The organism is Haloferula sp. A504, from assembly GCF_044385805.1.
Taxonomy (GTDB): Bacteria; Verrucomicrobiota; Verrucomicrobiia; order Verrucomicrobiales; family Akkermansiaceae; genus Haloferula.
On record NZ_JBISBU010000012.1, the window covers coordinates 1 to 21,437 of the forward strand.

Annotated in this window: 20 protein-coding genes and 1 tRNA gene; 11 read left to right on the forward strand and 10 right to left on the reverse strand. The window is 65.0% G+C overall.

Features of this window, described 5'->3' with window-relative positions:
• The first annotated feature begins 108 nt into the window (after nt 1-108).
• Entirely contained in the window at nt 109-1,485 is a 1,377-nt protein-coding gene (locus ACG2LG_RS08045) for a sulfatase-like hydrolase/transferase (RefSeq protein ID WP_396258129.1), read from the forward strand.
• Between the two features lie 74 nt (nt 1,486-1,559).
• Here ACG2LG_RS08045 and ACG2LG_RS08050 read toward each other — a convergent pair whose 3' ends face one another.
• From ACG2LG_RS08050 to fbaA, 4 genes are all read right to left on the reverse strand, one after another.
• Nucleotides 1,560-2,336: a VC0807 family protein gene (locus ACG2LG_RS08050; RefSeq protein ID WP_396257934.1), complete on the reverse strand. Its 777-nt coding sequence runs from the start codon at nt 2,334-2,336 to the stop codon at nt 1,560-1,562.
• Between the two features lie 81 nt (nt 2,337-2,417).
• Nucleotides 2,418-2,918, reverse strand: coding sequence for a Crp/Fnr family transcriptional regulator (locus tag ACG2LG_RS08055; protein WP_396257936.1), 501 nt, complete (start codon nt 2,916-2,918; stop codon nt 2,418-2,420).
• 54 nt (nt 2,919-2,972) lie between these two features.
• A complete protein-coding gene (locus ACG2LG_RS08060; RefSeq protein ID WP_396257937.1) occupies nt 2,973-4,235 on the reverse strand; it encodes an ATP-dependent 6-phosphofructokinase in 1,263 nt (420 codons plus the stop codon).
• A 353-nt stretch (nt 4,236-4,588) separates the two neighbouring features.
• A complete protein-coding gene (fbaA, locus tag ACG2LG_RS08065; RefSeq protein ID WP_396257939.1) occupies nt 4,589-5,620 on the reverse strand; it encodes a class II fructose-bisphosphate aldolase in 1,032 nt (343 codons plus the stop codon).
• Between the two features lie 109 nt (nt 5,621-5,729).
• Here fbaA and ACG2LG_RS08070 point away from each other — a divergent pair, with 109 nt between their 5' ends.
• The gene (locus ACG2LG_RS08070) at nt 5,730-6,575 is read left to right on the forward strand and encodes an ROK family protein (RefSeq protein ID WP_396257941.1); all 846 of its coding nucleotides are present in this window, start codon (nt 5,730-5,732) and stop codon (nt 6,573-6,575) included.
• A gap of 6 nt (nt 6,576-6,581) precedes the next feature.
• On the opposite strand, the gene ACG2LG_RS08075 is transcribed toward ACG2LG_RS08070, so the two are convergent.
• Nucleotides 6,582-6,854: a hypothetical protein gene (locus ACG2LG_RS08075; RefSeq protein ID WP_396257942.1), complete on the reverse strand. Its 273-nt coding sequence runs from the start codon at nt 6,852-6,854 to the stop codon at nt 6,582-6,584.
• A 29-nt stretch (nt 6,855-6,883) separates the two neighbouring features.
• Here ACG2LG_RS08075 and ACG2LG_RS08080 point away from each other — a divergent pair, with 29 nt between their 5' ends.
• Nucleotides 6,884-9,028: a prolyl oligopeptidase family serine peptidase gene (locus tag ACG2LG_RS08080; RefSeq protein ID WP_396257944.1), complete on the forward strand. Its 2,145-nt coding sequence runs from the start codon at nt 6,884-6,886 to the stop codon at nt 9,026-9,028.
• Nucleotides 9,029-9,071: 43 nt separating this feature from the next.
• Here ACG2LG_RS08080 and ACG2LG_RS08085 read toward each other — a convergent pair whose 3' ends face one another.
• Complete coding sequence (locus ACG2LG_RS08085) at nt 9,072-9,656, reverse strand: hypothetical protein (protein WP_396257945.1); 585 nt, start codon at nt 9,654-9,656, stop codon at nt 9,072-9,074.
• 112 nt (nt 9,657-9,768) lie between these two features.
• On the reverse strand, nt 9,769-11,202 hold the full coding sequence (gnd, locus tag ACG2LG_RS08090; protein ID WP_396257946.1) for a decarboxylating NADP(+)-dependent phosphogluconate dehydrogenase: 1,434 nt from the start codon (nt 11,200-11,202) through the stop codon (nt 9,769-9,771).
• 101 nt (nt 11,203-11,303) lie between these two features.
• On the opposite strand from gnd, the gene pgsA reads away from it, so the two are divergent.
• From pgsA to ACG2LG_RS08110, 4 genes are all read left to right on the forward strand, one after another.
• The gene (pgsA, locus tag ACG2LG_RS08095) at nt 11,304-11,888 is read left to right on the forward strand and encodes a CDP-diacylglycerol--glycerol-3-phosphate 3-phosphatidyltransferase (RefSeq protein WP_396257948.1); all 585 of its coding nucleotides are present in this window, start codon (nt 11,304-11,306) and stop codon (nt 11,886-11,888) included.
• Between the two features lie 17 nt (nt 11,889-11,905).
• Nucleotides 11,906-13,042 carry an N-acetylglucosamine-6-phosphate deacetylase gene (gene nagA / locus ACG2LG_RS08100; protein ID WP_396257950.1) on the forward strand — a complete coding sequence of 379 codons (1,137 nt, stop codon included), beginning with the start codon at nt 11,906-11,908 and terminating at the stop codon, nt 13,040-13,042.
• Nucleotides 13,043-13,213: 171 nt separating this feature from the next.
• Nucleotides 13,214-14,710 (forward strand): anthranilate synthase component I, encoded by a 1,497-nt coding sequence (gene trpE, locus ACG2LG_RS08105; protein ID WP_396257952.1) that lies wholly within the window; start codon nt 13,214-13,216, stop codon nt 14,708-14,710.
• Between the two features lie 55 nt (nt 14,711-14,765).
• Entirely contained in the window at nt 14,766-15,329 is a 564-nt protein-coding gene (locus ACG2LG_RS08110) for an anthranilate synthase component II (RefSeq protein WP_396257954.1), read from the forward strand.
• Nucleotides 15,330-15,496: 167 nt separating this feature from the next.
• Here ACG2LG_RS08110 and ACG2LG_RS08115 read toward each other — a convergent pair whose 3' ends face one another.
• The gene (locus ACG2LG_RS08115) at nt 15,497-15,997 is read right to left on the reverse strand and encodes a glycine cleavage system protein R (protein WP_396257956.1); all 501 of its coding nucleotides are present in this window, start codon (nt 15,995-15,997) and stop codon (nt 15,497-15,499) included.
• Between the two features lie 103 nt (nt 15,998-16,100).
• Here ACG2LG_RS08115 and ACG2LG_RS08120 point away from each other — a divergent pair, with 103 nt between their 5' ends.
• Complete coding sequence (locus ACG2LG_RS08120) at nt 16,101-16,661, forward strand: hypothetical protein (protein WP_396257957.1); 561 nt, start codon at nt 16,101-16,103, stop codon at nt 16,659-16,661.
• Nucleotides 16,662-16,703: 42 nt separating this feature from the next.
• Complete coding sequence (gene purU, locus ACG2LG_RS08125; protein WP_396257959.1) at nt 16,704-17,564, forward strand: formyltetrahydrofolate deformylase; 861 nt, start codon at nt 16,704-16,706, stop codon at nt 17,562-17,564.
• Here the strand turns inward: purU and ACG2LG_RS08130 are convergent.
• Nucleotides 17,527-18,000, reverse strand: coding sequence for a GNAT family N-acetyltransferase (locus ACG2LG_RS08130; RefSeq protein ID WP_396257961.1), 474 nt, complete (start codon nt 17,998-18,000; stop codon nt 17,527-17,529). The two genes, purU and ACG2LG_RS08130, sit on opposite strands and share 38 nt — an antisense overlap.
• 220 nt (nt 18,001-18,220) lie before the next feature.
• Here ACG2LG_RS08130 and ACG2LG_RS08135 point away from each other — a divergent pair.
• A tRNA-Ser gene (locus ACG2LG_RS08135) sits at nt 18,221-18,312 on the forward strand.
• Between the two features lie 134 nt (nt 18,313-18,446).
• Here ACG2LG_RS08135 and ACG2LG_RS08140 read toward each other — a convergent pair.
• Nucleotides 18,447-19,520: a substrate-binding domain-containing protein gene (locus ACG2LG_RS08140; protein WP_396257962.1), complete on the reverse strand. Its 1,074-nt coding sequence runs from the start codon at nt 19,518-19,520 to the stop codon at nt 18,447-18,449.
• Between the two features lie 591 nt (nt 19,521-20,111).
• Between ACG2LG_RS08140 and ACG2LG_RS08145 the strand changes: the two genes are divergently transcribed.
• Nucleotides 20,112-21,161, forward strand: coding sequence for a sialate O-acetylesterase (locus ACG2LG_RS08145; protein ID WP_396257964.1), 1,050 nt, complete (start codon nt 20,112-20,114; stop codon nt 21,159-21,161).
• Nucleotides 21,162-21,437 lie beyond the last annotated feature (276 nt).

Below are 21,437 nucleotides of genomic sequence, written 5' to 3' on the forward strand. Positions count from 1 at the left end.
GGCCGATTTCATCATCGGCGGTCCTCCACGGCGATGGAAGTTGCCATCTGCCCACTCCGTAAGGGACCGATCATGATTCTCCGCAACCTGGTTCGCGTCCTTCCCGCTATGGGGCTGCTCTTGCTATCGCAAGTTCAGGCAGACGTTTCCTCTCCAAAACCCAACATCCTCTTCATCATGGCCGATGATCTGGGGAAGGAATGGATCAGCTGCTACGGTGCCGAAGACATCGAGACGCCCCACATCGACACCCTGGCGGCGGGTGGCATGAAATTTCACAACGCCTGGTCGATGCCGCAGTGCACGCCGTCGCGGGCAAGCCTGCTGACTGGCACCTACCCCTGGCGCAACGGCTGGGTGAACCACTGGGACGTGCCGCGATGGGGAGTCGGCTACTTCGATTGGAAGCAGCCGGAGAACATGACCTTTGCCCGGCTGATGAAGGATCTCGGCTACGCCACCTGCGCGGCGGGCAAGTGGCAGATCAACGACTTCCGGATCGAGCCCCAGGCGATGAAGAAGCACGGCTTCGACGACTGGGCGATGTGGACCGGCTACGAGACCGGTGTGAAGGCGAGTGCCGATCGCTACTTTGATCCCTACGTCCACACGCCCGAGGGGAGCCGGACCCTGGAGGGCGAGTTCGGTCCGGACGTCTTTGCCGACCGGTTGATTTCCTTCATGAAGGATCATCGGGACGAGCCGATGTGCCTGTATTTTCCCATGGTCCTGCCTCACGGGCCCTTCACCACGACGCCCGATGAACCCGATGCGGAGGGCAATCTCCCCAAGCACAAGGCGATGGTAAGGCACGTCGACAAGCTCGTCGGCCGGCTGGTCGCCGCATTGGACGAACTCGGGCTCCGGGACCGGACGGTCGTCATCTTCACCACCGACAATGGCTCGGGCAGCGGCGTGACCGGCACGCGGAACGGCCGCAAGGTCAAGGGCGGGAAGGCAAAGGAGAACGAGGCCGGCGTGTGTGCGCCCTTCATCGTGAATGCACCGGGCCGGGTTCCGGCCGGGGTGGAGACCGATGCGTTGACGGATTTCTCGGACCTGCTGCCGACCTTTGTCGAACTCGGAGGAGGCAAGGTGCCGGAGGAGTTGGACATCGACGGCGTCTCGATCGCGCCGGTGATTCTCGGCAAGGCGAAGGACAGCGGCCGCGAGTGGATCATGGCCCTCGGGCATGGTCCGGCGGTGCTCGACGCGGAGGGAGTACGGGGGAAGGTGGATTTCGCGACCCGCGTCATCCGTGACAAGTGCCACAAGGTCTGGGTGTCGAGCGAACGAAAGATCATCCGGCTCCACGACCTCAATGAGGATCCCTTTGAAGAGACCAACCTGATCGACAGCGACCAAGCCGCGCACCGGGCGGCACTGGAGAAGTTCCGCAAGGTGGTGGCCTCCCTGCCGGAAAAGGATGCGCGGCCCCGCTACGAACCCCGCGCGGCGAATCCGTGGGACCGGAAGCGCAAATAGGGAGAAGGGGCTTCCTGCCCCTTTGCAACGGTCGAGGGCGCATCAAGTAAGGGGTTGGAAACCCCTTCTCCCTATCACCTCGGCAGCAGGATCTCGTCGTCCTTGAGGCCGGTGAGTGCGGACAGTCCGCCCATCAGGCGCTTGAGGATGAGGAACATGATCGCGAGCAGCGGGATGCCGATGATCGCGAAGCCCCAGCCGGTGAGCTTGCCGATGATGCCGTTGTAAACCTCGAGGGCATCGGTTGCGGAGCGGTCGAAGCCCTTGAAGAACCAGAGCGCCATCACCAGGTTCAGCGCGGAGCTCAGGAAGAACGATCCGGCGAACATCGCGTTGGCCTGGTCGAGCAGCTTTTCGTAGCCCGGCTGATTGTCGTGCTCCTCGACGCGTTTCTCGATTTTCGGGATGTCGAAAAGCGAGTCGTTGTAGAGGAAGACGTTGAGCAGGGGCGTCGCGCTGCGGCGTGAGAGGAAGATCGCGACACCGAGCACCAGCGGGATCATCGCCTCCTTGAGTCCGAAGAGCAGGCCGGCGTGTTCCTTCACGCTGCCGTCCTTGTTCCAGAGGTAAAGCGTGAGCCCGCCGGTCAGCAGGACGGAGAACAAGCCGAGGCCGGAGAAGAAGTTCGCCTTGCGGGTCTTGATGAAGTGCCAGACGCCGTAGCCGAAGGGCAGCGCGATCGCGACGAGCATCGCCTTGAGCGGGCCGATGTGCCACGGCTTGGCGTCCTTGCCAAGCTGCTCCTGCAGCGCCGGGTCCTTGCTCAGGTAGCTCAGCACGAGCACCGGGATCAGGACGTTGATGAGGATGTTGGCGAGCGGATGCTCCTGGTGGGTCTTGGGGTCGTGCATGGCCTCGGGCGGCAGGCAAGGGGACGGCGGTGTCCGTGGCAAGGAAAAGGGGTGGCGGCAGGGCGGTGCTTGGCGCCCCGGTCAGCGTCCCGTGCCCGGCTGGTCGCCCAGCTTGGCCTCGAGTTCGGCGACCCGTTCGGAGGTCTTGTCGAGGCGGCGGGCGAGCAGTTCGCTCAGGAAACGGTAGAGAACCAGTTCGTAGGCGGTGCGCTGGCGGCCGGAGAGGTCGTCGAGGAACTCCGGCTTCACCTTCAGCAGGAAGCAATGGGTGGCGGCGGTGAGCGATGCCGAGCGGTTGCCGCCCTTGAGCGCGGCCTGCTCGCCGAGAAGCTCTCCCTGCCGGCTGACCAGGGCAACCGGCCTGCCGTCCTTGGCCACCTGCACCTCGCCCTTGAGGAGGATGTAGAATTCCCGGGAGTCGTCACCCTCGCGGACGATGGTTTCGCCGAACTCGAACTCGACCAGCGCGCTGTTGTTGAGAATCGCGTCGAGCGCCTTGCGGTCGACCTCGTTGAGGAAATCGATCCGGGCCAGCGTCGGCGGGAGCTTGCCCTTCTCGTGGTTGTAGGCGTATTCGCGCATGCCTGATCCAATCCGCTCGATGCGGTCTTGGCAAGGAGGCGGGCCGGCTCGCCGTCAGCCGAATTTCGCCGGTTGTCCAGTGGCGGCCAGAACGGCGGCCCAGCTCAGGCCGTCGGGGTCGAGTTGCTTCTTCTCGGTCGCCAGCATTTCGATCGGGACATGGATGAAGCGGTCGTGCAGGCAACCCACCACCAGTCCGGTCTTGCCGGCCATCGCGGCGTGGGCCGCGTTGCGGGCGAAGCGGTCGCAGAGGATCGAGTCCTCGGCGTCGGCGGGCGTGCTGCGGATGATGTAGCTGGGATCGATGTAGCGCAGCACCACCGGGATGCCGCGCTGGCGGAAGTGCTCCTTGATGCGGTCGCGCAGGAACGGTCCGATGTCGCCGAGCTTGAGGTTGCCGGAGGCATCCCGCTCGGTGGCCTCCTGTTCGAGGAGGTCCTGGCCGGCGCCCTCGGCCACCGCGATGAGCGCGTGTTCGCGACGCAGCAGCCGGTCCTCGAGGGCCGCGAGAAATCCGCGCTCGCCCTCGAGTTTGAAGGGGACCTCCGGCACCAGTGCGAAATTCACGTCCTGCGAAGCCACGGTGGCACCGGCGGTGATGAAGCCGGCGTTGCGTCCCATCAGCTTCACCAGCGAGACCCCGAAGCGCACGCTGCGGGCTTCGACGTGCGCGCAGTTGAGCACCTTCTCCGCCTCCTCGACGGCAGTGAGGTAGCCGAAGGTCCGGGCGACGAAGGCGACGTCGTTGTCGATGGTCTTGGGAATGCCGACCACTGCCAGCGGATGGCCGCGTCGGCGGGCTTCCTGGTAGAGGGCGTTGCCGCCGCGCTGGGTGCCGTCGCCACCGATCGTGAACAGGATGTCGACGCCGAGGCGGATCAGGTTTTCCACGGCCTTGCCGATGTCGACCGGCCCGCGCGAAGTGCCGAGCGCGGTGCCGCCCTCGGTGTGGATCGAGTCGACGAAGTCGGTGTCGAGTACATAGGGTTCGAGGCCGAGGTCCGGATCCAGTCCCTGGTAGCCGCCGCGGAATCCGAGCACTTCCTTCACGCCATAGGCGTGATGGAGTTCGAGGTAGAGCGAGCGGATGACGTTGTTCAGTCCGGGACACAGGCCCCCGCAGGTCACGATGCCGGCGCGCGTCTTCGCGGGATCGAAGAACAGTTTCTCGCGCGGCCCTGCGATTTCGAAGGAAAGCGACGCCTTCGAAGGATTCTTCGGGTCGAGAACGATGTCGGCCGGCAGACGCAGGTCGTCGCGGACCGAGCGGCGGAGGGGTGAGGGAAAGCGCGGCTCTCCGAGGGTGGTGATTTTCACGGCTCGACCGCCTATTCCGGGTATTCGGGATGGTGAATCAAGCTTCGTTTTCGGGTGTTCTCAGAACTCGTCCCGCCGGGCACTTTTTTCCAGGGTCTCAAGCGCCTTCAACGTGCCGGCCACCGTGCCGAAGGTCGGGGCGAACATCCAAGCCAAGGCTACGGGGGCCAGGGAAGTTCGCGGTCCGTACGGAGAAAGGCCCGGCGGGTGCCGGGCCTTTGAAAGAGGGGAGAGCGGGTTTGACCTGGCCTGCCGTAGCCTTGGCGGAGGAGGTAACCCGCTGCCGCAGGCTGTGGAAGCGGCTTGCATCCTCCGTCGCTCTGCGAGCTCTGGAGGACAAGAAGCCGCGCTCCTCAGACCTTCCCGCAGATGGTGTGGCCGGTGGACTTGAGTTCGTCGCAGGCCTGCTTGAGGCGGTCGCAGACGCCCTGTTCGCCCTTCTTGATGTAGGAGCGGGGGTCGTAGACCTTCTTGATGCCGACTTCGCCGTCGATCTTGAGGACACCCTCGATGTTCTCGCACATGTGGGTGACGATCGGGCGGGTGAAAGCGTACTGGGTGTCGGTGTCGATGTTCATCTTCACCACGCCGTAGTCGAGGGTCTCCTGGAGGTCCTCGCTGGAAGTTCCGGAACCGCCGTGGAAGACGAGGTCCATCTCAGCTTCGGCACCGTGCTTGTCCATGACCACCTTCTGGCCGTCGCGGAGAATGGTCGGCTTGAGCTTCACCGCACCGGGCTTGTAGGCACCGTGGACGTTGCCGAAGGTCGCGGCAAACATGAAGCGGCCGATCGGCTGCAAGGCCTCGTAGACCTCGAGCATGTCGCCGGGAGTCGTGTAGAGCTTGTCGATCGGCAGGCCCGAGGTGTCGTGGCCGTCTTCCTCGCCGCCGACGCAGCCGGCTTCGACCTCGAGGATGATGCCGAGTTCGGCGCACTCCTTGAGCAGCCCCTTGGAGATCTCGAGGTTTTCCTCAAGCGGGACGACCGAGCCGTCGAACATGTGCGACTGGAACAGCGGGCCCTTTCCTTCGGCGATGCGCTTGCGGGAATACTCAAGCAGCGGCTTGAGGAAACCGTCGACCTTGGCCGGGTGGCAGTGGTCGGTGTGGAGGCCGATGAGGACGTCGTATTTCTCGGCGAGCATGTGGCAGGCCTCGGCGAGCACGATGGCACCGAAGGCGGCGTCCTTGACGGCGGTGCCGGAGGCGAATTCACCGCCACCGGTGGAAACCTGGATGATGCCGTCGGATTTCGCCTCGGCGAAGGCCTTGAGGGCACCATTGATGGTGGGCAGCGAAGTGACGTTGATGGCCGGGTAGGCGTAGCCACCCTTCTGGGCGGCATCGAGCATTGCAGCGTATTGTTCTGGAGTAGCGACTGGCATGACGGGGGCGAGTTAGCGACCAGGGCGGTGATTGTCTAGGGTTCAGTAAGGAATGCGCGGTGGCTGCCGGGGATTGCGGACTCCGGCGGGCTGTGGTTCGGTCATCGGCATGATCGCAGGCATTGAAATGGGAGGGACCAAGACCGTGGTCGCCGTCGGGGAGTCCGACGGGACCGTTTTGGAGGAAAACCGCTACCCGACGACCGACGGTCCGGAAACCTTCGCGACCGCGATCGATTGGCTGCGGGAGCGGGGGGTGCCCGGGGCGATCGGGGTCGCGGCCTTCGGGCCGGTGAGCGTGACGAAAAACCGGCCGGACTACGGTTCGATGCTGGCGACGCCGAAGCCGGGCTGGGCCGGGTTTTCGATCACCGGGGCTCTGGGCAAGGCCTTTCCGGAAGCGCGGGTGACGATCGAGACGGATGTGAATGCCGCCGTGCTGGCGGAGGCGGATGGGTTGGAGGATGTCGTTTACATCACGATCGGCACCGGGCTCGGGGCCGGGATCCTGAGCGGCGGGCGCCTGATTCATGGCGTGCTGCACTCGGAGTTCGGCCATTGGTTGCCGAGAAAATCGCCCGGCGATGACTTCGAGGGCGTGTGTCCCTTCCACGGCGACTGCCTGGAGGGACTGGTGAGCGGTCCGGCGATTGCCAAGCGCTGGGGAAAGGAAGCCAAGGACCTGCCGGCCGACCATCAGGCCTGGGATTTCGAGTGCGACTACCTGGCCCAGGCGGTGCAGGTGCTGCTCGCGACGGTGAACCCGGCGCGGGTGGTGATCGGCGGTGGGGTGTCCCAGGCGGAGGGATTCCACCGGCGTGTCGAGGAAATCGTGCGGGAACGCACGGCCGACTACTTCCCGGCGCTGGCGGAGAATCGTCCCTTCGTCGTGCCGCCGATGCACGGCCAGCAGGCCGGCATCCGCGGGGCGCTGCTGCTCACCCGCCGGGATTGACCGCGCTTACTTGCTGCCGGCGTAGCCCTGCTTGTAGCCCTCGGTGTAGCCCCAGAGGTAGTCCTTGCGGAAGGCGGCGGGCGTTTCGTGAGGCTCGTTGATGTGCGGATTGTGAGCCCGACCGGCGGCCCGGTCGGCGCTGCCATCGCGGAAGCCGAGCTTGTAGGCGTCGCGGGCGTCGTAGCCGGAGGCCACGTAGGCATTCTCGGTGTAGGTTTTGCAGGAAATGCTGCCCAAGGCAAAGATGGCGGCGACCAGGGCGTAGAAGGGTGTCTTCATGGCGGAGTATGATTAGCTTTTCTGAAACAATGCGTCCAGACTGGATTCTTGCACTGTTGCTGGCGGCCCCGGTCCTGGCGGAACACGGCGGCACCGAAGCCTTCAATCGCAAAACCGGGGACTGGTTTCGCATTTCGGAGACAAAAGTTCCCAACGCGCAGGTCGAAGTGGCGTGGGCTCCGGGCGGGAGTGACCTGGTCATCGAGCGGGAAACGCCGGAAGGACGGGTGCTGGTGCCGGTCGATCCGCTGCAGGGCAGGCAGGGTGAGGTCATTGACCCGGGCATTCCGTGGAAGTCGTTTCGGCTGGAACCGGGAGGCTCACTGCTGCTCGAGACGAAGGATGGCTGGAGGCGCTGGAGCGAGGGGAAACTGGCTGAGGCCGAGGCACCGCCGAAGCCGGCCAGCCAAGAGCCGCGTGCAAAGACCGGTCGACCCGGCTGGAAGTCGCCGGACGGCACACATGAGCTGAAGGTCGAGAAGGGGGCGCTGGTCCGGATCAGCGGCGGCGATCGCGTGGAGGTGATCGCCGCCGAGGAGGGCTTCGTGTTCCGCGACGAACCGCTGTGGACGCCCGATTCGTCGCGGTTCGCAATCTGGCGCACCCGCGACTTCGATGACCGGCAGGTCCACTACGTCGATTCGGCACCGGACGACCAGCTCCAGCCGAAGCATTTCACCCGCAGCTACCCGAAGCCGGGCGACGAGATCGACACCCGGGCGCCGTGGATCGGCTTCACCGACGGGCGGGAACCCATCGCGCCGGATCCCTCCCTGATCGCGGATCCATTCAGCTGCCGGCATCTCGCCTGGCGGGCCGACGGGAAGCGCCTGAGCTTCGAATTCATCGAGCGCGGCTTCGGCACGTTCCGGGTGATCGAGGTCGACAGCGAAACGGGCGGGCAGCGGATCGCGGTCGACGAGGAGAGCGAGACCTACGTCTTCGTCTTCGGTGGCAGCTTCCGCCACGACCTCGATGACGGGGCCGAGGTGATCTGGATGTCCGAACGCGACGGCTGGCGGCATCTCTACCTGCTGGACGGGGCAGACGGCTCGGTGAAGCGCCAACTCACCAAGGGCGAGTGGGTGGTCCGGGAGGTCGTGGACGTGGACGAGGAGGCCCGTGAATTGCTCATCATCATCGGCGGCTACCATGAGGGGCAGGATCCCTACTATCTCCACTATGCGCGGGTCGGGATCGATGACGGGAAACTGACGGTGCTGACCGGGGCCGACGGCACCCACGACCGCTTCGAGCGTTCACCGGACGGGCGGTTTTTCACCTGCCGCTGGTCGCGGATCGACCACCCGCCGGTGACGGAACTCCGGCGGTGGTCGGACGGCGGACTCGTCATGGTTCTGGCAGAGGCGGACGACGCGGCACTGCGCGAGGCCGGCTGGGAAATGCCCGAGCCGTTCGTCGCCAAGGACCGCGAGGGGAAGTTCGACATTCACGGCATCATCGTGAAGCCGCCGGACTTCGATCCGGGCAAGCGCTATCCGGTGGTCGAGCACATCTACGCCGGACCGCACGATGCCTTCGTGCCGAAGTCTTGGCGGCCGTGGATGCGGCCGATGCACGAGGTCGCGGCCTACGGCTTCATCGTGGTGATGATCGATGGCCGGGGAACCAACCACCGCAGCCGGGAGTTCTCCCATTTCTGCTACAAGAACCTGAAGGACTCCGGCTTTCCCGACCGCATCGGGTGGATGAAGGCGGCGGCGGAGAAATACCCGCAGATGGACCTGTCGCGGGTCGGGATCTTCGGTGGCTCGGCGGGTGGCCAAAGCGCGTTGGCGGCGCTGCTCTTCCACGGGGGGTTCTACCGGGCGGCGGCGGCGGACTGCGGCTGCCACGACAACCGCATGGACAAGATCTGGTGGAACGAGCAGTGGATGGACTGGCCGGTCGGGCCGCACTACGCCGACAACTCGAACGTGACTCACGCCGGAAAGCTCGAGGGCGCGCTGCTGCTGACCGTCGGCGAACTCGACACCAACGTCGATCCCTCGTCGACCGAACAGGTGGTCGATGCGCTGATCAAGGCCGACAAGGACTTCGAGTACCTGCGCTTTCCCGGCGCCGGGCACGGTGTGGGCGAGTCGGGATACGCCAAGCGCAAGCGGGTCGAGTTCTTCCAGCGCCATCTCGGCGGGCCGACGAGCGCGAAGTGATCCGCAGGCGGGAGAGGAGCGGGCGGGCTCGCGCCCGGGGCTGTCAACCGTCGCCCCGTTGGGGTTGTTCCGGTGGGCTCGGCCGTTTGCTGGTGATCAGGATGACGACCCCGGCGATGACTAGTCCGAGTCCGACGAAGCCGCAAACCATGCCGATGCCCATGCCTCCAAGGAATCCACCCACGCCCGCCATGGTCCCTCCTTCCGTCACCGAGAAGATGCGTGGCTCCGGACCGTCAATGCGGATTTCGTAGCTTTGGGCCTCCGGGGTTTGAAAGGATCCCACGGCCATGCGCTGGACCGAACCCGAGGACATGGTTGCGCTCGAGTGGTAACTCAATGACTGGGGGCCGCGCACCGGGTCGATGAGTTCGAAGGTGAAGCCTCCCGGAAGCGAGGAGGGGTGGTTGACGGTCGTGCCGTTGTGGATCGTTTCGAAATCATGCCACAGCGTGACGGTGCCCGGCTCGGTCACCTCAAAGAGGGTCGAGCCCGGCGCTTCAAAGGTGGCGATGGTCTGAAAGGACGAGACCATCTTCGAGATCCCCCAGCCGATCGAGGTGATGCCGCCCATCATGCTGAGGCTGCCGATGGCGAGAAGGGTGATCCCGACGGATTTCCGGCTCATGGACCCATCTTCCCGCATCGCCCGCCACTGTCAATGCGGGGTGGATCGACACGCAAACGGCCGGGGCGAGGCCCGGCCGTTCGTGGGTTTTCTGAAGCAGCCCTGCGGCCGGTCAATCGATCAGTTCGGGCCAGTCTTCGGTGTGGAAGAACTCACCCTCGGGCTTGTCGAGGCGCTCGTAGGTGTGGGCGCCGAAGAAGTCGCGCTGGGCCTGGAGCAGGTTGGCCGGCAGACGCTCGCTACGGTAACTGTCGTAGTAGGCCAGCGAGCCGGAAAACGACGGCGTCGGAATCCCGCTGCGCACCGCGAGGGCGACGACCTCGCGCCAGTTCGCCTGCGTCTGGGTGAGGATGTCGGTGAAGAAGGGCGCGAGCATCAGGTTGGTCAGCCCGGGATCGGCCTCGTAGGCCTCGGTGATGCGGTTGAGGAAGCGGGCCCGGATGATGCAGCCGCCGCGCCAGATGCGGGCGATCGCGCCGAGGTCGAGGCCCCACTTCTTGTCGGCGCCGACCTTGGTGATCAGGTCGAGGCCCTGGGCGTAGGAAACGATCTTCGAGGCGTAGAGCGCGTCGCGCACCATGCCGACCAGCTTTTCCTTCGACACCGAGTCGAGGTCGAACTGGGCGTTGCTGGGGCCGGTGAGGATCTTCGAGGCGGCGATCCGCTGGTCGCGCATCGACGAGAGGATGCGGGCCTCGACCGAGCCGCCGATGCACGAGAGCGGCACCGCCTGCTCGACGGCCGCCATCATCGTCCAGCGGCCGGTACCCTTCTGACCGGCCTTGTCGACGATCAGGTCGACGATGTCCTTTCCGGTCTCCGGGTCCTTTTGCTTGAAGATGTTGGCGGTGATCTCGATCAGGAACGACTCGAGGTCGCCGGCATTCCAGTCGGCGAAGATGTCGGCGAGTTCCTCGTTCGAGAAGCCGGCGGCCTTGAAGATGTTGTAGGCCTCGCAGATCAGTTGCATGTCGCCGTACTCGATGCCGTTGTGGACCATCTTGACGAAGTGGCCCGCGCCGCCGGGGCCGATGTGGGTCACGCAGGGGACTCCGTCGACCTTGGCGGCGATGCTCTCGAAGATCGGCTTCATCACCTCCCAGGTGGAGGGCGGGCCTCCGGGCATGATGGACGGACCCTTGCGCGCGCCTTCCTCGCCACCGGACACGCCGGCGCCGATGAAGCGGAGGTTCTCCTTCGAGCACCACGCGTCGCGGCGCTCGGTGTCGGTGTAGAGCGAGTTGCCGCCGTCGATGATGATGTCGTCGTCGTCGAGCAGCGGGATCAGCGACTCGATCACCTTGTCGACCGGTCCCCCGGCCTTGACCATGATCATCACCTTGCGCGGCTTGGCGAGGGACTGGACGAACTCCTCGAGGGTTTTCAGGCCGACGATCTGCTTGTCCGGGTGGTCGGAGACGAATTTTTCCATCGTCTCGGTGGTGCGGTTGTACACCGAGACCTTGAAGCCGCGGGATTCCACATTGAGGACGAGGTTTTGGCCCATCACGGCCAGGCCGATGAGGCCGAAGTCACTGTTACTCATAGGTCGAAAAGCTGTATGACAGCTCGCGGGGTTTAGGGGACGGGCGGGCCGGGCGCAACCCCTTGTTGCCATCGGGGCGTGCATTTCCCACAGTCCGGGCCGTGAACCTGCCGAATGCCATCACTTTGTCCCGGTTGGTCCTCACCGCGGTGTTCGTCGTGGCGATGGGTTTCGAGGGCCTCGGCGGGAAAATGACGGCCCTGGTCAGTTTCTCGGTGGCCGCCGCCACCGACTGGCTCGACGGCTACCTGGCGCGGAAAATGGGGCTGGTCACGCCTCTCGGAAAGCTCCTCGACCCGCTGGCCGACAAGATTCTGGTCTGCGCCGCCTTCGTCTTCATGTCGGTGGAGGGCTTCGCCCCGGTGTGGGTGACAGCGGTGATCATCGGCCGCGAGTTTCTGGTGACCGGCCTGCGCCAGATCGCGATCGAGGCGGGTCAGGTCCTCGCGGCGGACAATCTCGGGAAATGGAAGACGACCTTCCAGCTGATCTTCATCATCACCGCACTGGTCTGGATGGCCTTTTCGGAAATCACGGAGCGCGGGCCGGTGGCGGAGTTCCTCTGGAAGCTCGCCGACCCTTCGGGCTGGCTGATCCCCACCTCCTTGTGGCTGGCCCTGGCGCTTACGGTGATTTCCGGCGCCAACTACCTCTGGAGCGGACGGAACCTGCTGCGGACGGACTGAAACTTTTCTCCAAAACCATGAAGACGTTGATTCAGAACACCCACCTGATTTCTCCTGATCGGGAAATCGAACAGGCTTCATTGATGATCGAGGACGGCCGGATTTCGGCGGTGATCGAGGATGGTTCGGCACCGCCGGCGGATCGCGTGATCGATGCCGCCGGCCGGATGGCGATGCCCGGCTTTTTCGACATCCACTCGCACGGCGCCGATCGCCACGATGTCTGCGACGACGACCTGCAGGGCATCCGCCACATCGCCGAGCGCAAGCTGCGCGAGGGCGTGACGACCTGGCTGCCGACCACGCTGACCCAGCCGAAGGAAAAGCTGCAGAGCATCGTGGGCACGGTGGCGGAGTACATCGCCGACCCGAGCTTCACGCGGTGTCCGGGGCTGCATGTCGAGGGACCCTTCATCAACGTCGAGAAGGCCGGGGCACAGAATCCCGAGTTCGTGCGCGAGCCGGATTTCGAGGAGCTGGCGGCGCTCCACGCGATCGCGCCGGCCCTGATCGTCTCGGTCGCGCCCGACGTTCCCGGTGCCGTGGATTTCATCCGCCAGGCTGCCGGTGCCGGGATCACCTGCTCGGCCGCCCACACCGCGGCGACCTGCGCCCAGGTGATGGAGGCCAAGGACGCCGGACTGCGGCACCTGACCCATTTCGGCAACGCGATGACCCCGCTGCACCACCGGGAGATCGGCGTCGTCGGTGCCGGTCTGCTCGACGACTCCCTGATGATCGAGCTGATCTGTGACACCATCCACCTCTGCCCGGACATGCTGAAGATGCTTTTCGAGCGGGTGGACATCGACCGCTTGATGATCATCACCGACTCGATGGCCGCGTCGTGGATCGATCACGGCGAGGTGATGCTCGGTGGCCTGGAAGTCGTGGTGAAGGACGGGGCCGCCCGCCTCAAGCAGGGCGGGGCGCTCGCCGGCTCGGCGCTGCGTTTCAACCACGGCCTGCGGCACGTGGCGGAAATCACCGGCATGCCGCTGCACCAGCTCGTCAAGGCGACCTCGTGGAACCAGGCCCGCTCGCTGGGTCTGGAGGGTTTCGGGAAACTCGAGCCGGGATTCCATGCGGACATCGTGCTGCTTGATCCGGACTTCGGCGTCTGGAAGACCCTGGTCGGTGGCGAGGAGAGGTAGGGGGGCGATGATGAAATCGGCACCGCCCGGTCACCCGGCCCCGCGCCGTCCGGGAGGGGCGCACCGCACCCGCATTCTCCATCGATTTCCCTGCGCATGCCGATTTCATAATCGGCGCTCCTCTTCCCCGAGGCTTGCACCCGGAGCCTTCCCGGGCACACTCCGCCGCAGGTGAAGCCGATCCCGATCGAACCGTCGCTCGAGGAGTTCGCCGAGCTGTCGAAGCAGGGCAATGTCGTCCCGCTCTACACGCAGCTCGCCGCGGACTTCGAGACGCCCCTGTCCGCGTACCTCAAGGTGCGCGACGGGCGGGCGTCCTTCCTGCTGGAAAGTGCCGAGAGCACCGACAAGAGCGGGCGATGGTCCATCCTCGGCAGCGGCCCGCGCCGCATCATCGAGGCCCGCGGCAAGGAAATCACGGTCCGTGAGGATGGGGAGGCGACCACCGAGACGGTCGGCGACGACGTGCTGGCCGCCCTCGAGCGCCACATGGCACCCTACAAGCCGGTCGTCCATGGCAACCTGCCACCCTTCTGCGGCGGACTCGTCGGCTACCTCGCCTACGATGCGGTCCGCCAGTTCGAGCCGACCATTTCCGAGCCGCCGGCGGATCAGCTCGGCGTGCCGGACGCCGTCTTCATGCTGGCCGACACCCTGGTGGTCTTCGACCAGAAGCTGCGCCGCGTCCAGGTCATCGCCAATGCGATCCTCGATGAGCACGAGGACCCCGAGCACGCCTACGTCGCCGCCCGCGAGCGGATCGCGGCCATGGTCGAGATGCTCAACCGTCCGCTCCACGTGCCGGCCCTGAACGGTCTCGCCGCGGTCGAGCCGGGCGAGGCCGCCAGCAACACGACCCAGGCCGAATACGAGGCCATGGTGCTCCGCGGAAAGGAATACATCGCGGCCGGCGACGTCTTCCAGTTCGTGCCGAGCCAGAGGTTTGAGACGCCGTTCACCCGGTCGGCGGTCGACCTCTACCGCTCGCTGCGCCACGTCAATCCCTCGCCCTACATGTTCATCCTCGAACTCGAGGGCTTCTCGCTGGTCGGCAGCTCGCCCGAGGTCCACGTGCGCTCGATCGAGGGCCGCATCGACATCCGCCCGATCGCCGGCACGCGCTGGCGCGGGAAAACCCCGGAGGAGGATGATGCGCTGGCCGCCGACCTGCTCGCCGACCCGAAGGAGCGGGCCGAGCACCTGATGCTGGTGGATCTTGCCCGCAACGACGTCGGCCGCATCGCCGCCCACGGCAGCGTGGTCGTGGATGATTTCATGATCGTCGAGCGCTACAGCCACGTGATGCACATCGTGTCGAACGTGCATGGCACGCTGGCACCCGGCCACAGCGCCTACGACGTGCTGCGCGCGACCTTCCCGGCGGGCACCGTCTCGGGTGCCCCGAAAATCCGGGCCATGCAGATCATCAACGAGCTCGAGAAGTCCAAGCGGGGCGCCTATGCCGGGGCGGTCGGCTACTTCGGCTTCGACGGTTCCCACGATTCCTGCATCACCCTGCGCACCTGCCTGCTCAAGGACGGCAAGGCCTACGTCCAGGCCGGTGCCGGCGTGGTGGCCGACTCCGACCCGACCTACGAGTACAACGAGACGGTCAACAAGGCGAAGGGCATGCTCCGCGCCATCGCCCTCGCCGAAACCCTCGACTGAAGTTCCAAGTAAGAAGTTCCAAGTTCCAAACTCAGAGCGCCGAACTCCCGCGACCATGTTGCTGATCATCGACAACTACGACTCCTTCACCTACAACCTCGTCCAGTATTTCGGCGAGTTGGGGGTGGAGATGAAGGTGGTGCGCAACGACGCGCTCGACGTCGAAGGGGTCAAGGCGCTGGGTCCCGAGCGGATCTGCATTTCGCCCGGCCCGTGCACGCCGAACGAAGCCGGCATCTCCTGCGACGTGATCCGTGAACTGGGTGCAAGTACGCCGATCCTCGGAGTTTGCCTCGGCCACCAGTCGATCGGCCAGGTGTATGGCGGCGACGTGGTGCGGGCCGACCGGTTGATGCACGGCAAAACCTCGCCCATCCTGCACCAGGGCGGCAGTGTCTTCGCCGGGCTGCCGAGCCCCTTCGAGGCGACGCGCTACCACTCGCTGATCGTGAAGCGGGACACGCTGCCGGATTGCCTCGAGATCACGGCCTGGACCGGGGAGGGGGAGATCATGGGCCTGCGCCACAAGCAGGATCCGGTCCACGGCGTCCAGTTCCACCCCGAGTCCATCCTCACCGAGCAGGGGAAGAAGATGCTGGAGAACTTTCTGAGGTTCTAGAGTGGGCTACCTTACAGAGGAGCTATGATCTACCAGAGCTGGATCCTGCAACCTACCACGGATTGGGGGGGTTAAACGGATTGCGCAGATTTTCTGGTCTCTGGTTAATCTGCGCAATCCCCCTAATCTGCGGTTTCTAAAACTACCAGTTACACTAACGAGGCTACCTACTCCACCGTCACCGAGAGATCGGCGCCGAGATTTTCGATGGCGGCGATCAGGTCGCTGGATGACAGCCCCTCGGGCAAGGCGACGGTGCCCCGGGCCTGGAAGATGGGGTGTCCGGCCATGGGTGCGCTCTCGAGGGTCGTCTGGAGTTCCTCGAGATTCGCCCCGGTCGCGGCGATCGCCGCCGAAAGCTCGCGGACAATGCCGGGTCGGTCGTTGCCGACGACCTCGAGCTTCACCAACTCGACCTCGGGGGTGGATGCGGGTTCTTCGCGGGTCGCCTGGATCGAGACCCCTTCGAGGGACTCGAGCGCCTTGATCAGGGCATCGGCACGGTCGTCCGGGCATTCGACCCGGAGGATGCCGGCGAAGTGCCCCGCGAGGCGGGCCATCCGGCTTTCGAGCCAGTTGCCGTCATGGGCGGCGACGGTTTCGGACAGGGCCTTCACGATCCCCGGGCGATCCGGAGCGAGGACGGTCAATACGACGCAAGCATTCATCAGCCCCATCAAGCATCGCCCGTCGGTCCGCGTCAGGTCTTTTCCCGAAAGAAATCGGGAGCGGAGCCAATGTTTAAGATAAATTGATCATTGACCCTGCCGTATGTTTGTTCGTATTTTTGAAGCAATCAGACAGGCGATGATTCTCCCCAATGATCTTCATCCGCTCCCGGTCTCCTCCGACGAGTTGGATTCCCATGTGGATCGTGCTCCCCAAGGGTTCGTGAACGAGTCCGCGGTGCGCCATCTGCTCGTTGGGCCGCTGACGGTGGGCCATGCGACCAACTGCTACCGCGGCCGGGACGGGGAGTTTGCCGGAACGGTGGAGGAATCGCCCTTCGTCTCGCTGGCGATCGCCGAGTTGCATGAGGAGGAGCCCGCCAAAGCCTTTGGGGCCCCGGCCGGCGAGCCCCGGACAGCGCGGCGGGCCGCGCCGCCGAGGCCACGCCGCCGCGAGCCGCTCGACGCCGCGCCCTCGACCCGCCCCTGGGTGATCTCCGCCGCCATGCTGATGGTGGGTTTCTTCGTGGGTAACGTGATTTTCGCGCTGCAGAATCCGATTGCAAAAGATCCGCCGGCTCCCGTGGTGCCCACCGCGCTGCAGGCCCCGTCGCCCGAAGAAGCCGGTCCGGCGCTGGTATCGGCGCATTCGACACTGCCCTGAGGCTTGGCAATCGCCGGTAGGTGGGTCTGAATGCCGCCCGCCATGGCCCGACCCGGACTGATCCTCAAGCTGAGCTGCCCCGATCAGCCCGGCATTGTCGCCAAAGTCTCGAACTACGTCGCGAGCTATTCGGGCAACCTCGTCGAGTTCGCGCAGTTCTCCGACAAGCTGAGCTCGCGATTCTTTGCGCGCCTGGAGATCGAGACCAGCGGCCTCGAAGTCGAGGTCGGCGACTTCATCGATGGTTTCGGCACCCTGGGCCGGGCGCTGGATGCCCAGTGGCATTTCCGCCGCCTGCCCTACAAGATGCGCACGGCGGTGCTGGTGACCAAGACCGACCACTGCCTGCGCGAGATCCTGTGGCGCACCGAACTCGGCGAAATGCCGGTCGAGATCACCTCGGTGATCGGCAACCGTGACGACTGCCGCCCGGTCGCCGAGCAATCGGGGCTGCCCTTTCACCACATCGAAATGGCGGGTGAAGCCAAGGCCGCGGGCTTCGAGAGGATCCGGGCGATTCTTGCCGACGAAGATGTCGAACTGGTCGTGCTCGCCCGCTTCATGCAGATCCTCCCGGAGGATTTCTGCCGCGACTACGAGGGCCGCATCCTCAACATCCACCACAGCTTCCTGCCGGCCTTCATCGGGGCCAATCCCTACCGCCAGGCCTACGAACGCGGCGTGAAGCTCATCGGGGCCACCTGCCACTACGTCACCAGCGATCTCGATGCGGGTCCGATCGTCGAGCAGCAGGTCGAGCACGTGCAGCACTTCCACTCGCCGCAGGACCTGGTGCGCCTCGGGCGCGATTGCGAGCGTGCGGCCCTGGCGCGTGGCATCCGCTACCACGTGAACGACCGCACGATCATCGATGGCAACCGGGCGATTGTCTTTCCGGATTGAGCTGTCGCCGCATCCGGCGGTGGGGAATGCCGACTTCGGTGAATTCGGGGCCTTCTTCCCGGAAGCCGCACTTTTGGTAGAAGCCGAGCACCGGTTTCCGGGCGTGCAGCACCACCTGCCCGATTCCTTCGGAGGCAAGTCTGGCCAGGACCCCCTCAAGCAGGGCCCTGCCGAGTCCCATCCCGGCGAGATCGGGTTCCACCCACATCTGGCGCAACCGCACTTCCCCCGGCTCCGTGGCCCTGGCCACGACCCCGGCCAGGGGACGGCCATGGTCCAGAATCACAAAGTGGCGCTGGGATTGCTCGCCCCGGGTGTCTTCCTCGGTGAGCCGCAATCCGAGCGGCTGTCGCAGGATCCGGTTACGGGCCTCCAGCGTGGCGAGATGGATGTCGCCGCCGTGCTCGATTTCCTGAATGGACGGCTGCCGGGGCATGAGGGTTTCCGGTTTGGAGAACCATCGACCCAATCGGGGGCTTTACAAGAGGCGAGGGGTTGCTAAAACCCGCGCCCCGTCCAACGGGACAACGGAGAGATGGCTGAACACGCTTGCCGCGTTCAGCGGCTTTCCACATATTCGCGAAGCGCTGTCTGGTGTGGTCTTGCCGAAGGCGAGACAATCCGGGAACCGGACGAAAGGCAGCACGGAGTGAAACGGAGAGATGGCTGAGTCCGGTCGAAGGCACTCGACTCGAAATCGAGCGTGGCAGTGATGTCACCGTGGGTTCGAATCCCACTCTCTCCGCCATCTGGTCCCATAATGGGGCTCTGTGCGTCTTTTTTCGTGTTCATGGGGATTCTTGCGGGTCGTGGTTTGGGCGGTGACGCATGGTGGCGCACCGTTTGACGTGAGATTGTCCGAAATCCGTCCGAAATGCCGGATCAAACCTGTCGCGGATTGGCCGGGCCAATCGTTCCTCCATCGACGAACTCGGCCTTGGTCAGCGTCTGGCGCCGGTCGTCCCTTCCACGGGCTATGCTGTTGGCCCAGCGCAGAATGCGACGCTCGATGAGGTCGCCATCGTGGGATATGTGGGCCACCGAGGGGGTGAGCCAGGCGAAGGTCGGATCGGGCTCCGAACAGATCACGGAAACCTGCTCCGGGATGCCGACTCCACGGCGTTCGAGGTGCTCCTTGACCGCATGGAAGAGAAAGGGTTCGTCGATGATCAAGGCGGTGGGCGGGGTGACCCGGAACAGTTCGTCAAGCACCCGGCGCAAGTCTTCCGCAGAATCCTCCCAGTCCGGCAGGTTGTACGAGCCTGTCGGCACTCCGTGGGACTCCATTTCCTCGAAGATGGCGCGTTCGGCGGCCCCCGGCCCTCCCGCCCGCTGGCTTTCGCGGGCGAGAACGACGATGCGGCGATGTCCCAGTTCGATCAACCGCCGGACCGCCTCGCGGCATGCGGCAGGATGGTCCGGGCCGGCACCGGCGATGGGCAGTGTTCTGCGGCGCCCGAACATCGCGAAGACCGGAGTCTCCCGCTCCGCGAACCACGCCAGGACGTCCCGCGATCCGCTGTGGACGATCCAGGCATCGGCCGGAGTCTGCGCCACAAGCCGGGCAATCCTGGGCACGTCGAATCTGAGCTCCATCTGGGATCTCTCGGCGAAGAACGCGGTGTGCCCCTCATCGATCAGTTTCTGCTTCAGCAGGAAAACCTTGGCTTCGACCTGCGCCAGCGGTTCATAGTTCAGGATCGCCAGCCGCAGGGACGGCGGTGCGACGTTCGCCGGCAGTTCGATGCGCCGCCGCCGGCCCGGCCCTTGCCGAACCAACAGGCGCTCTTCTTCCAGCAGGCCCAACGCCGCCTCGACCGTCTTCTTGTCGATTCCCAGGGCCGCCGCCAGCGACGGCCCCCCCGGCATGGTTTCTCCCCAGCGCCCCCGCAACAGCTCCTCGCGCAGATGCGCCGCCACTTGTTCGGAGGGCGAGAGAATCGTCAGCTCGGACATGTGCCAAACCTGCCCAATGATGGGAAAGTGTCGATGCAAATGAAGATTGCGGGAGTGCCGCAACAAGGACCTCGATGACGCCCGCGACGTGCACTCCGTTCGGGGCCCGGAAACCTTCGACACCGCCTACATCGAAAACGGGTTCTCGCAACACGGCACCCGCCCGCGGCTGCGCGAGGCGCTCGTCGGGATTCCGCCGCCGGGTTGAGCACTGGGGTGATCCTACCCCCAATCCGCCGCTCAACCCATAACCGAGCCGACTGTCATCGGGGAGGCCGGCGCCGAGGTGGCCGAAGGCGTTCTGATGGTCTCCATTGCCCGCCGAGGGAAGCATGGCCGTGAAACGGCGGTGCGCCGTCGCCGCAAGGTTGATGATTGACGAAAGAAGCCGGCTTCGAATGACCTGGTCCACGCGGAAACAGGCACCGCATTTCGAGCGCATGGCCGGGCCCTTTCCATGGATACGTGCCGACGCCGACGCCTGCCCGCACTTGGGTAGGCGGTCGTCAGAATTCTTGGAAAATCCGACGGTCGGTCCGGGTAATGTGGTTTGGCTCGATCGAGAACCACATCATCCATTCACCGTCCACCATGAAACAGCATCACATCCTGAGAACTTGCGGCATCGTTGCCGCGATGAGCCTCGCCATCACCGCCGCCACCGCGGCTGAGAACCAGCTCCCCGATCCGGACGGCAAGCCGGCCGACATGACCAAGCCGGTCCAGGTTTACATCCTGATGGGCCAGTCGAACATGGTCGGCGCCGGCAACGTCAATGGCGACAAGGACGGCACTCTCGCGCATGCCGTGAAGGAGAAGGGCAGGTATCCCTATCTCGTCGATGACCAGGGCAAGTGGACCGAGCGCAAGGACGTCCGCTACGCGCGCGTCATGAACAACCGCCACTTCAACAACGAGTGGCTGAGCATCGAGGGCGACGGCAAGATCGGCCCCGAGTTCGGCATCGGCCACCAGCTCGGCCACGCCATCGACGCCCCGGTGCTGATCCTCAAGAGCTGCATCGGCAACCGCTGCCTCGGCTTCGACCTGCTGCCGCCCGGCAGCGAGCCCTTCGAGTTCGAGGAAAAGGGCAAGACGATGGTCCACGCCGGCTACAAGGGATTCGGAATCTGGGAAAAGGGCACCGAGCCGCCGACCAGCGGCTGGTATGCCGGCACCCAGTACGACGCCGATGTGGATGCCGCCAAACGGGTGCTCAAGCAGCTCGACAAATACTACCCGGATGCCAAGGGATACGAGGTCGCCGGTTTCTTCTGGTGGCAGGGCGACAAGGACCGCTACCGCGATGTCTGGGCAGACCGCTACGAGGCCAACCTCGTCCAGCTGATCAAGGCGCTTCGCAAGGAGTTCGACGCGCCGCAGGCGAAGTTCGTCTGCGCCACCCTCGGCCAGACCGAGAAGGGTGCCGAAGGCAACGACGGGAAGATCCTCAATGCCATGTTCGCGATCAGCGATGCGGAGAAGCATCCCGAGTTCAAGGGTCACGTCGCCACCGTGTACAGCCACCCGCTGAGCATGGGCGGCAGCTCGAACGGCCACTACAACGGCAACGCCGAAACCTACATGAACGTCGGCGAGGCCATGGGCGCGGCGATGGTCGGGTTGCTCGGGGCCGAGTGACCCCTTGCCGTTCCGCCGGGGGAATGCCACAAGATTTCATGGCACTGGAATATGAAGCTTCCCGCGCCGCTCGGGAGGGCGGCTGCGGGGAGTTTCTCACGAGAGAACGCGCGGAGCATCCGGCGCGGGGCACCGGTTTCCTGGCCGCGCTTATCCTGCCGGCCCTCCCTTGCGCGGCCCGGACCGCGGCGGACCAGGTCCGGATCATGACCTTCAACATCGTGCCCCGTGCGGAGAATACGGATGTTGGCCGCAAATGATCCCGGAGCCGAACCA

Coding starts and splice junctions, on each gene's coding strand:
- ACG2LG_RS08140 (WP_396257962.1), bottom strand. CDS start 19,520: ATGTCCGAGCTGACGATTCTCTCGCCCTCCGAACAAGTGGCGGCGCAT.
- ACG2LG_RS08050 (WP_396257934.1), bottom strand. CDS start 2,336: ATGCACGACCCCAAGACCCACCAGGAGCATCCGCTCGCCAACATCCTC.
- ACG2LG_RS08115 (WP_396257956.1), bottom strand. CDS start 15,997: ATGAATGCTTGCGTCGTATTGACCGTCCTCGCTCCGGATCGCCCGGGG.
- ACG2LG_RS08145 (WP_396257964.1), top strand. CDS start 20,112: ATGAAACAGCATCACATCCTGAGAACTTGCGGCATCGTTGCCGCGATG.
- ACG2LG_RS08045 (WP_396258129.1), top strand. CDS start 109: ATGGGGCTGCTCTTGCTATCGCAAGTTCAGGCAGACGTTTCCTCTCCA.
- fbaA (WP_396257939.1), bottom strand. CDS start 5,620: ATGCCAGTCGCTACTCCAGAACAATACGCTGCAATGCTCGATGCCGCC.
- ACG2LG_RS08075 (WP_396257942.1), bottom strand. CDS start 6,854: ATGAAGACACCCTTCTACGCCCTGGTCGCCGCCATCTTTGCCTTGGGC.
- purU (WP_396257959.1), top strand. CDS start 16,704: ATGGCCCGACCCGGACTGATCCTCAAGCTGAGCTGCCCCGATCAGCCC.
- ACG2LG_RS08110 (WP_396257954.1), top strand. CDS start 14,766: ATGTTGCTGATCATCGACAACTACGACTCCTTCACCTACAACCTCGTC.
- ACG2LG_RS08080 (WP_396257944.1), top strand. CDS start 6,884: ATGCGTCCAGACTGGATTCTTGCACTGTTGCTGGCGGCCCCGGTCCTG.
- nagA (WP_396257950.1), top strand. CDS start 11,906: ATGAAGACGTTGATTCAGAACACCCACCTGATTTCTCCTGATCGGGAA.
- ACG2LG_RS08130 (WP_396257961.1), bottom strand. CDS start 18,000: ATGCCCCGGCAGCCGTCCATTCAGGAAATCGAGCACGGCGGCGACATC.
- ACG2LG_RS08070 (WP_396257941.1), top strand. CDS start 5,730: ATGATCGCAGGCATTGAAATGGGAGGGACCAAGACCGTGGTCGCCGTC.
- ACG2LG_RS08055 (WP_396257936.1), bottom strand. CDS start 2,918: ATGCGCGAATACGCCTACAACCACGAGAAGGGCAAGCTCCCGCCGACG.
- ACG2LG_RS08120 (WP_396257957.1), top strand. CDS start 16,101: ATGTTTGTTCGTATTTTTGAAGCAATCAGACAGGCGATGATTCTCCCC.
- ACG2LG_RS08085 (WP_396257945.1), bottom strand. CDS start 9,656: ATGAGCCGGAAATCCGTCGGGATCACCCTTCTCGCCATCGGCAGCCTC.
- gnd (WP_396257946.1), bottom strand. CDS start 11,202: ATGAGTAACAGTGACTTCGGCCTCATCGGCCTGGCCGTGATGGGCCAA.